General features: G+C 39.1%; 8 protein-coding genes and 1 pseudogene. 3 read left to right on the top strand and 6 right to left on the bottom strand.

From position 1 onward, the window contains the following. Positions 1-264: 264 nt before the first annotated feature. The 3 genes from accD to rplY form a co-directional block, all read right to left on the bottom strand. The gene (gene accD / locus A3EO_RS0111125; RefSeq protein ID WP_018347203.1) at positions 265-1,158 is read right to left on the bottom strand and encodes an acetyl-CoA carboxylase, carboxyltransferase subunit beta; all 894 of its coding nucleotides are present in this window, start codon (positions 1,156-1,158) and stop codon (positions 265-267) included. 206 nt (positions 1,159-1,364) lie between these two features. Continuing rightward, complete coding sequence (gene truA / locus A3EO_RS0111120; RefSeq protein WP_018347202.1) at positions 1,365-2,162, bottom strand: tRNA pseudouridine(38-40) synthase TruA; 798 nt, start codon at positions 2,160-2,162, stop codon at positions 1,365-1,367. A gap of 110 nt (positions 2,163-2,272) precedes the next feature. After that, complete coding sequence (rplY, locus tag A3EO_RS0111115; RefSeq protein WP_018347201.1) at positions 2,273-2,557, bottom strand: 50S ribosomal protein L25; 285 nt, start codon at positions 2,555-2,557, stop codon at positions 2,273-2,275. A gap of 314 nt (positions 2,558-2,871) precedes the next feature. Here rplY and A3EO_RS0111110 point away from each other — a divergent pair, with 314 nt between their 5' ends. After that, positions 2,872-3,477, top strand: coding sequence for a DedA family protein (locus A3EO_RS0111110; RefSeq protein WP_018347200.1), 606 nt, complete (start codon positions 2,872-2,874; stop codon positions 3,475-3,477). Positions 3,478-3,537: 60 nt separating this feature from the next. Here the strand turns inward: A3EO_RS0111110 and A3EO_RS0111105 are convergent, their stop codons facing one another. From A3EO_RS0111105 to modF, 3 genes are all read right to left on the bottom strand, one after another. Beyond that, a complete protein-coding gene (locus A3EO_RS0111105; protein ID WP_018347199.1) occupies positions 3,538-4,683 on the bottom strand; it encodes a 5-methyltetrahydropteroyltriglutamate--homocysteine S-methyltransferase in 1,146 nt (381 codons plus the stop codon). A gap of 167 nt (positions 4,684-4,850) precedes the next feature. Then, positions 4,851-7,484, bottom strand: coding sequence for a DNA topoisomerase (ATP-hydrolyzing) subunit A (gyrA, locus tag A3EO_RS0111100; protein WP_018347198.1), 2,634 nt, complete (start codon positions 7,482-7,484; stop codon positions 4,851-4,853). 88 nt (positions 7,485-7,572) lie between these two features. Further along, positions 7,573-9,030 carry a molybdate ABC transporter ATP-binding protein ModF gene (modF, locus tag A3EO_RS0111095; RefSeq protein WP_018347197.1) on the bottom strand — a complete coding sequence of 486 codons (1,458 nt, stop codon included), beginning with the start codon at positions 9,028-9,030 and terminating at the stop codon, positions 7,573-7,575. Positions 9,031-9,183: 153 nt separating this feature from the next. Between modF and A3EO_RS0111090 the strand changes: the two genes are divergently transcribed. After that, the gene (locus tag A3EO_RS0111090; protein ID WP_018347196.1) at positions 9,184-9,636 is read left to right on the top strand and encodes a LexA family protein; all 453 of its coding nucleotides are present in this window, start codon (positions 9,184-9,186) and stop codon (positions 9,634-9,636) included. A 56-nt stretch (positions 9,637-9,692) separates the two neighbouring features. Beyond that, positions 9,693-9,797, top strand: a pseudogene (locus A3EO_RS13410) (IS1595 family transposase); the annotation flags it as partial.

Genomic DNA, 9,797 nt, shown 5'->3' with positions numbered 1-9,797 from the left:
TGCTTCCTTGCGGCAATGGCACAAAATATCAAGAAAATTGCCCTAGTGGTATGGGCTATTTTGTCTTATTTATGGCGTCAATTTTACTTGTTTGAGGCATGGGTAAAACAATCAGCGAAAATGACCGCTGGCACCGTTATCTGAAAGGAAAAGCAAGAGAAAAGCGACAAAGTAAAAAAACAAACCCACTTTTATCAAATGATTTTGGAAAGATGGGTTTGTCAGCAGTCTGAGGCATCTGCTGATTAACAGATGCCTTTATTTTTACTCTGACATTTCTTCAACCATTTCCGGCGTTTTGAATGGAGAAGGCTGGTTAGTTAATTTCGCCAAAATACTCGCCAATGTTTGACGCATATCTTTACGATGTACGATCATATCAATCGCACCTTTTTCTAATAAAAATTCACTGCGTTGGAAGCCTTCCGGCAATTTTTCACGCACTGTTTGCTCAATGACACGTGGACCGGCAAACCCGATTAATGCTTTCGGTTCGGCAATATTAATATCACCAAGCATAGCAAAACTAGCGGATACACCGCCTAAAGTAGGATCGGTTAAAACGGAAATAAACGGCACGCCCTTTTCACGCATTCTTGCCAATACCGCACTGGTTTTTGCCATTTGCATCAATGAAATTAATGCTTCTTGCATACGGGCACCACCACTGGCAGAGAAACAAACAAACGGACAGTTGTCTTCAATGGCTTTTTCTGCCGCTCTGACAAATTTTGCTCCGACAACGGAACCCATAGATCCCCCCATAAAATCAAAGTTTGAGGCTGCGGCAACAATCGGCATTTCATAGAGTTTGCCGGAAAAAGCGATCATTGCATCTTTTTCACCGGTCTGTTTCTGGGCAGCGGAAAGACGGTCTTTATATTTTTTTAGATCTTTGAATTTGAGAATATCTTGCGGTTCTAATTCGGCAGCAATTTCGACAGTGCTATCCTGATCTAATAGTGCAAGCAGGCGAGTACGAGCATCAATACGCATATGATGACCGCATTTAGGACAAACTTCCAAATTACGACTAAGTTCTTCTCGATATAATACTTGCCCGCAACCAGTACATTTTGTCCAAACTCCTTCCGGCACATTCGCTTTGCGTGAACCGGAAACGGGATTCTTATTAAAAATTCTTTCAATCCAACTCATATTTATCTCCAGAAATTGGTTCGAGATGATAGCAAATAGCGCTTATTAAAGCATAATTTCATAGAATTTAATATCTTTTTTGCTAGATAAAAGCGGTATTATTTGTTGATAATACCGTTATGATCATTATTGATGATAACGTGTTTGAAAGTTTGTATTATCTATCTTTTTCACTATTTCTATATCAAGATTATTGCAAAATTGGCTTAAATTATTTCATCCGGTAAAAATAAGGGGCCAACAGCACTTTTTGGCAACTGAAAAATATCCGGATAATGCACTTCAACTAAATATAAACCGGCTGCTTTGGCAGTAGGGGCGGCAAGAGTGCGATCTTTCTGCTGTAATAACCATTGAATCCATTCCGGCTTTTGTTTGCCTTCGCCGACGACGAGCAAACTGCCGACAATATTGCGTACCATATGATGTACAAATGCATTGGCTTTGATATCCACGACAAGATAATCGCCAAAGCGTGAAACCTGTAAGTGATGTACGTTACGGCAAGGTGATTTTGATTGACATTGGGCTGCTCTAAATGAACTGAAGTCATTCTCACCAAGTAGGTATTGACCGGCAATATGCATTGATTTTTCGTCTAATGGCTGGTGATGATGAGTAATGCCTGTCGGTAGAATAGCGGATCGTTGCGGACGATTATAAATAATGTAGCGATAACGGCGAGAGAGTGCACTAAATCTGGCGTGAAAATCTGCGCTGACTTCTGTTGACCATTTAACTGCAATATCGTCTGGCAAATGTGCGTTGGTTCCCAGTATCCAAGCCTGTAACGGACGAGAAGCGGATGTTTCAAAGTGAATCACTTGACCGGTGGCGTGTACGCCTGCGTCAGTTCTTCCGGCACAAAAAATTTCGATAGGTTTATTGGCGACAGTAGAAAGTGCTTGCTCCAATTCGGCCTGAATACTTTGCACAGCTTGCTGTTTTTGCCAACCAAAATAGCGAGAGCCGTCATAACTGATACAGAGTGCAATTTTTTTCATCAACATCTCCTAATGAATTAGCGAATTTTGAAAGCAAATTGTTGAAATTGTTGTAAGCATAAACAAAAACACCAACATTGCTGTTGGTGTTCTGCGTTTAAAAACGTTAATTAAGCACGTTTAAAGTCGATGTGAACCAATTTTGGTTTGAATGGGTGACGTTGCATAGCTTGTACTTTTACTGCAACTTCTTTGCCATTGATCACTAAAGTAATAACTTCAGAGTAGAAGCTGTCTTCAGCTTGAGCATTGTTCAATTCATCGTGGCTTAATACGATAGAAACTGGTGCTTCATTACCACCATAAACGATTGCAGGGATTTTACCTGCTCTACGCAAGCGGCGGCTCGCACCCTTTCCTTGCGCTTCACGAACTTCAGCATTAAATTTAAACATTTTAATATCTCTTTATGTTGTGACCTAAAAGGTCGTTAAACAAAACAAGCTACAGGCGACCCAGTAGCTTGACAAAATAGGTGCTGAAAACAAATCAGCGGTCGCATTATAGAGAAATGACGAGAAAATGCAATCGTTAATTGCGCGTTTTGTTGCAACAATCGAGATAATTTTGTAACGGAGCAAAAATTTCTTTATTTGTGTTGATAAGGGTAACAAATTAAGTAGCAATTCAGTGGCAAAGAGGGCAAAATAACAAACCAAGAAATGCGCTTTTAATATCTTTATTTACTATTTTTATTCGGAAGTCTGTTGTGCAATTATTAGTAGAATTTTTTAGTAGTTATGGTTACTTCGCTGTTTTATTTGTTTTAATTATTTGTGGGTTCGGTGTGCCTATTCCTGAAGATATTACCTTAGTTTCAGGTGGAATTATTGCTGGTTTGGGGTATGCTAATCCGCATATTATGTTGGTGGTCAGTATGATTGGCGTATTGGTCGGTGACAGCACAATGTATTGGTTAGGGCGGATTTATGGGGTAAAAATTTTGCGTTTCCGTCCGTTACGCCGAATTTTAAAGCCAAAAACAATGCGATCTGTGCGAGAAAAATTTGATCATTATGGTAATCGCGTTTTATTTGTTGCACGTTTTCTTCCGGGATTAAGAGCACCGATTTATATGGTGGCGGGGATTACTCGTCGCATCAGTTATGTGCGCTTTGTTGTGTTGGATTTTTGTGCTGCAATTATTTCCGTGCCTATTTGGGTCTATTTGGGCTATCACGGTGCACATAATATTGATTGGATCAAAGAGCAGGTAAGCAAAGGTCAGACCGGTATTTATATTTTTATTGCTCTTTTAGCTGTTTATTTATTGTTTCACTATTTACGTAAAAAACGTCAAAACAAACAGAATTAATGCAAAAATAAAAAATGCTTTTAACCGAACAGTTAAAAGCATTTTTTTCATTTAGGTGAATTATTTACCCCAAACTTCTTCGCTGATCTCACGAATAAATTCAAGTTTTTTCCATTGTTGTTCTTCAGTCAACACGTTTCCTTCTTCAGTGGAAGCAAAACCACATTGTGGACTTAAGCAAAGCTGATTGATGTCAACATATTGCACTGCTTCTTTAATACGGGCAATAATTTCATCTTTATCTTCAAGCTCACCGCTTTTTGAGGTGACCAAGCCCAATACAACCTGTTGATCTTTAATAAAGCGTAACGGTTTAAAATCTCCGGCACGGTCGCTATCATATTCAAGGAAGAAACCATCCACTTTGCAATGGCCGAATAATGTTTCAGCGACAGGTTCATAACCACCGGAAGAGAACCAAGTTGAGCGGAAGTTACCACGACAAATATGCATTGTGACCGTCATATCTTCTGGTTTATCTTTAATAGCTTCATTAATTAAATTAACGTAATCTTTGGCGAGTTGATCAACATCGATACCGCGTGCAGTGTAGGCGGCACGTTTTTCTTCTGAGCAGAGTTCACCCCAACTGGTGTCATCTAATTGCAAATTACGGCAGCCTAATTCATAGAATTTAGCAATAGCATCACGATAAGCTTGCGCAAGATCGGCAAATAATTGTTGTGGATTTTGTTTATAAAGCTCAATCGGTTGATATTCCGCTTCACGAGCAATACAGATAACGTGCAGCATGGTCGGTGAAGGAATGGTGAATTTTACTGGATAATCGCCTACAATTTTTTGTAATGAACGATAATGTTCAACAAATGGGTGGCTGTCACTGAAACCAACTCTATCGACAATTTTTAATGTTCTAGGACGTACATTGTGATGTTTGAATTGAACGGAGAATTTTTTGGCATCGACTTCTTCAACCCCATCCAATGCGGCAAGAAAATCCATATGCCAGAATGTGCGGCGAAATTCGCCATCAGTTACTGCGTGTAAGCCAACTTGTTTCTGATGTTCTACTAATTTTGTAATTTCTTGATCTTCAACATTTTTTAAATCGGCACAACTAATATCACCGCATTGGCATTGATGACGAGCCTGTTTTAATACTTCCGGGCGTAGGAATGAGCCGACGATATCGAAACGAAAAGGAGCTTTTGTACGTTGTGTTGCATTTGGGAATAATTTACTCATTTTAAAACCTCATTATCATATATTAAATAGACGTTTAGATGTCTAAACGAAAAATAATGTACTTTACTTTCTGTCAGTAATCAAGAGGCGAAGGGAAAAATAGTGATAAAAAAGGCGATTTATCATCGCCTTGCTCTATTTAATTGAGGTCTGTTTTGAGATAGAAGCTATTCTTCAGCAACAGTATCGTTTTCTTCATCGTCATCACAAACACGTTCAATGCTGACTACTTGTTCAGTATCTGAGGTACGAATCAAGCGAACTCCTTGCGTGTTACGACCAACTAAACTGATTTCTGCCACACGAGTACGCACCAAGGTACCGGCATCAGTGATCAACATAATTTGGTCATTTTCTTCAACTTGGGCAGCGGCAACCACTTTACCGTTACGTTCGCTGACTTTGATTGAAATAACACCTTTGGTATTACGTGATTTAGTTGGATATTCCGCTAGATCGGTTCGTTTACCGTAACCATTTTGTGTTGCAGTGAGAATAGCGCCATTGGTTTTTGGAATAACTAAGGAAACGACTTTATCAATGCTTAAATCTAAGGATTGATCAGTTTCATCATTACCGCTTTCTTCGTTATCATTTTCTTCATCGGAAATGTCATTGGTTAAAGCAAGTTTGATACCGCGTACACCGGCAGCCGTTCTACCCATTGCACGTACTGCGTTTTCATCGAAACGCACAACACGTCCTTGAGCGGAGAAGAGCATAATTTCATTATTGCCTTCTGTAATATCAACCCCAATCAGCTCATCATCATCACGCAAATTGACTGCGATAATGCCATTAGCACGAGGACGACTAAATTCAGTCAAGGCAGTTTTCTTCACTAAACCACCGGCGGTTGCCATCACGATAAATTTATCTTCAGCATATTCTTTAACTGGGAGAATGGCGGTAATACGCTCATTTTCTTCCAGTGGCAATAAATTGACGATTGGACGACCTCTTGCGCCACGGCTGGCTTGCGGCAGTTGGTAAACTTTCAACCAATATAAGCGACCACGGCTGGAGAAACAGAGAATAGTATCGTGGGTATTTGCCACCAAGAGTTTTTCAATGAAATCTTCATCTTTCATCTTCGTTGCAGATTTACCTTTACCGCCACGGCGTTGAGCTTCATAATCGGAAAGCGGTTGATATTTGACATAACCTTCGTGTGACAATGTCACAACAACATCTTCAGGATTGATGAGATCTTCAAGATTAATATCACCGCTACTTGCTGTAATTTCTGTACGACGAGGATCATTATATTGCGCTTTGATTTTTTCCAACTCTTCACGAATAACTTCCATTAAACGAGCCGGACTGTGCAAAATGTGCAGAAGCTCTGCAATCACATCCAACAAGGATTTATATTCATCAAGAATTTTTTCGTGTTCCAAACCGGTGAGTTTTTGTAGACGTAAATCCAAGATTGCTTGTGCTTGCGCTTCACTTAAATGATAAACGCCGCCACGAATACCTAAATTTTCATCTAAATCTTCCGGACGTGCTGCATCAACGCCGGTTGCCGCCAACATTGCTTCAACATTGCCTAATTGCCACGGTTGAGATAATAACCCCTCTTTTGCTGCTGCCGGTGTTGGGGCATTACGAATTAACTCAATAATCGGATCAATATTGGCAAGCGCGATTGCCAAACCTTCTAAAATATGCGCCCGTTCGCGCGCTTTGCGCAATTCATATACAGTACGGCGAGTAACGACTTCGCGACGGTGCAATACGAACGCTTCAATTAACTCTTTAAGATTGAGTAGTTTAGGTTGTCCGTGATCGAGTGCGACAATGTTAATGCCGAAAGTAACCTGTAATTGTGTGAGCGCATAAAGATTATTTAAGACAATTTCACCGACCGCATCACGTTTGACTTCAATCACGATCCGCATACCGTCTTTATCGGATTCATCGCGTAAACCGCTGATACCTTCAATTTTTTTCTCTTTAACCAATTCAGCGATTTTTTCGATTAAGCGTGCTTTGTTTACTTGATAAGGAATTTCGTGAACGATAATGCTTTCACGACCTTTGTCATCAGTTTCAATATCGGCTTTTGCACGGATATAAATTTTACCGCGTCCGGTTTTGTAAGCCTCTTCAATGCCTCTTTTACCATTAATGATAGCCGCAGTAGGAAAATCCGGGCCTGGAATGTAGCTCATTAATTCATCAATAGTAATTTGCTCATTATCAATATAGGCTAAACAACCATCAACCACTTCGCCTAAATTATGTGGAGGGATATTGGTTGCCATACCAACAGCGATACCACTAGAACCATTAACAAGCAATGCAGGCACTTTAGTGGGCAATACTTCAGGGATCATTTCCGAACCATCATAGTTTGGTTGATAATCGACAGTTTCCTTATCTAAATCAGCTAATAATTCGTGTGCAATTTGGGTCATACGTGCTTCGGTATAACGCATTGCCGCAGGGGAGTCACCATCAATAGAACCGAAGTTACCTTGTCCATCAACTAATGGATAGCGTAAAGAGAAAGGTTGAGCCATACGCACTAAAGTGTCGTAAACGGCGGAATCCCCGTGAGGGTGGTATTTACCGATAACATCACCCACAATACGCGCGGATTTACGATATGGTTTATTATAATCATTGCCACCGACAGCCATTGCGAACAGTACGCGACGGTGCACCGGTTTTAACCCATCTCTTACATCAGGTAATGCACGACCGACAATCACGGACATCGCATAATCCAAGTAAGACGATTTCATTTCTTCTTCGATATTAACGGGAATAATATCTTTTGCTAAATCGCTCATTTAGACATTTCCTATATTTGAATTTTGTCAAAAAAACAGTTTTGGATTATAGCACAAAAAGCACTGCAACCATAGGGTAAAGCCGAATTTAATCGAGGGCATAACTATGGTATTGGTAACCGTTTTCTGTTGGTAAAAATTCAAAAATATGGCTAATACAATCAGGCTGATCCTCTAAATGGTGAGAAACGAAAAAGAGTTGCGTATCGCTGTTTACAATCAGTTGATCGATAAACGTTAAAACCAAATGACGATTTAATGCATCCAAGCCAATTAGTGGTTCATCTAGGATTAAAATCGGAGGATGTTTAACTAAAGCTCTCGCTATTAATAATAGTCGTTGTTGCCCCCAAGAAAGAGAGCGAAACGGTGCGTTGGCGAATTTTTCCATATTGATGCGTTGCAACCACTGTAAAGCGTTCAAACGGGTATTTTCATCAACCTGTTGATAAACACCGATAGAGTCAAAATACCCAGAAATAATTACATTCAATGCAGAGCAGTTAACTCGGTAATCAAGATGAAAATGATTACTGAGAAAACCGATATTTTGTTTAATTTGCCAAACAGTTTCGCCACTGCCACGTTGTTTACCGAATAATTTGACTTTGTTGTTAAAGGCTTGCGGATGATCACCATTAATCATCGACAATAAAGTTGATTTGCCACAACCATTTGGACCTTTTATCCACCAATGTTGTTTCGGTTTTACTTGCCAGTTCAGTTTATTCAGAATAATTTTATCGCCATATTTAACGGTAACATCCTCTAAGTCAAAAATAGTTTGTAAATCTTGTGACAATGTCACAGTAGGAAAAGCTGGAAGAGGCACAGGAACGTGTAGAGAAGTTTCTGCATAGCAGAGTTGTTGGAAAGCATCGCTCTCTAAAATTTGATCGGCTTGATCCTGTATCAATAATCGGCATTGATGCAACAACGAAATGGTATCTGCCCAAACCGGTACATCGGTTAAACGATTAATGACTAAAACAATAGTAATATTTTGTTTTAATTGTTGTAGTAACTGTAGCCACTGTTGTTGCGAGTTAGCATCCAAGCCTTCAAACGGTTCATCTAAAATCAATAAATCCGGTTGCTCAATTAAGGCTTTTGCCAATAGCACTTTTCTTGCTTCTCCGGTAGAAAGCAATTTAAAAGCACGATCCAATAAAGGTTGAATACCAATTAAAGCCGCTGTTTCTGCAATTTGTTGATCACTATACTGTTTGTCCGTACAAATGATCTGTTTCGCGGTTTTACCGTGATCATCCGGGCTGACACTGTCATTATTTAAATCTCGAAAAATCTGCTCCAATAATACTTGCTGCTGAGCTAAGGAAACTAAACTGATTTTTTCAAATGTATTTTGGTAATGTCCTTCATAAGGGGGTTGGTGTTGACTGATAAATTTGCTTAATGTGCTTTTACCGCTGCCGTTATGACCGACAATGACATTAAATGTTTTCTCTTCGATGGCAAAATGATCGATATGTAACCAGAGTTCCGATGTTATTTTTATTTTTGCTTGTTGAAGTTTAATTTGCATATTGATATCACTCTAACTTATTGATAAGTCTGTTTAGTTTATTCAACTTTATGCGGTTAGCAAATAAATGTGCAAAAAATAGTTGAATACTGTATTAATATACAGTAAATTATACTGTATAAATAAACAGTATTTGTGATCGTGGAGGTCATTATGCAACCGCAAACCAAAACAGCTGCCAGTGTAGAACAAAAATATTCTTATCTTCCTTTGCCGTTATATGATGATAAGCCGCAATTACCTTATTTCAATAAACAGAGCGATATTCACTATAAAATGGATTTGAATCGTTATTGCATCCGTAAACCGCAACAAACCTTTTTTCTTCGTGTGACTAATGAAAATTTGTTGGCGTGGGGTATTGAGGTAGGTGATATCCTGATCATTGAACAAAGAGAACAGATTAATGAAGGGGATTTAGTGGTAATTGAGCAAGATGACGGCTTGCAATTATATGAATATTTTGCAATGAAAGATCGACAATATGTATTCTTTTCTTTGGACTCAAATCATAGCAATTTAACCATTAAGCAATTAACGCAACTTAACATCCAAGGTGTTGTGGCGAGTACAATCCATCAGCTAAAAAATCGCAAAGCGGCATAACTGCGATAAAAAATGATGGGGCTGAAGTAGATTAGCACTTATGCTAAGCTACAAAAATGAAGATAACCAATTGTAAACTAAAGAAATCTATACAAAGAAAACTGCTTGAATTTTTTGTATTAGAAGTAACAGCACGATCAGCAGCAGATTTGCTTGGCATT

The sequence above is a fragment of the Gallibacterium anatis DSM 16844 = F 149 genome (assembly GCF_000379785.1).
Classification (GTDB): Bacteria; Pseudomonadota; Gammaproteobacteria; order Enterobacterales; family Pasteurellaceae; genus Gallibacterium; species Gallibacterium anatis.
This window is presented reverse-complemented; position numbering and strand designations above follow the sequence as displayed.

Coding starts and splice junctions, on each gene's coding strand:
- truA (WP_018347202.1), bottom strand. CDS start 2,162: ATGAAAAAAATTGCACTCTGTATCAGTTATGACGGCTCTCGCTATTTT.
- rplY (WP_018347201.1), bottom strand. CDS start 2,557: ATGTTTAAATTTAATGCTGAAGTTCGTGAAGCGCAAGGAAAGGGTGCG.
- modF (WP_018347197.1), bottom strand. CDS start 9,030: ATGCAAATTAAACTTCAACAAGCAAAAATAAAAATAACATCGGAACTC.
- accD (WP_018347203.1), bottom strand. CDS start 1,158: ATGAGTTGGATTGAAAGAATTTTTAATAAGAATCCCGTTTCCGGTTCA.
- A3EO_RS0111090 (WP_018347196.1), top strand. CDS start 9,184: ATGCAACCGCAAACCAAAACAGCTGCCAGTGTAGAACAAAAATATTCT.
- gyrA (WP_018347198.1), bottom strand. CDS start 7,484: ATGAGCGATTTAGCAAAAGATATTATTCCCGTTAATATCGAAGAAGAA.
- A3EO_RS0111105 (WP_018347199.1), bottom strand. CDS start 4,683: ATGAGTAAATTATTCCCAAATGCAACACAACGTACAAAAGCTCCTTTT.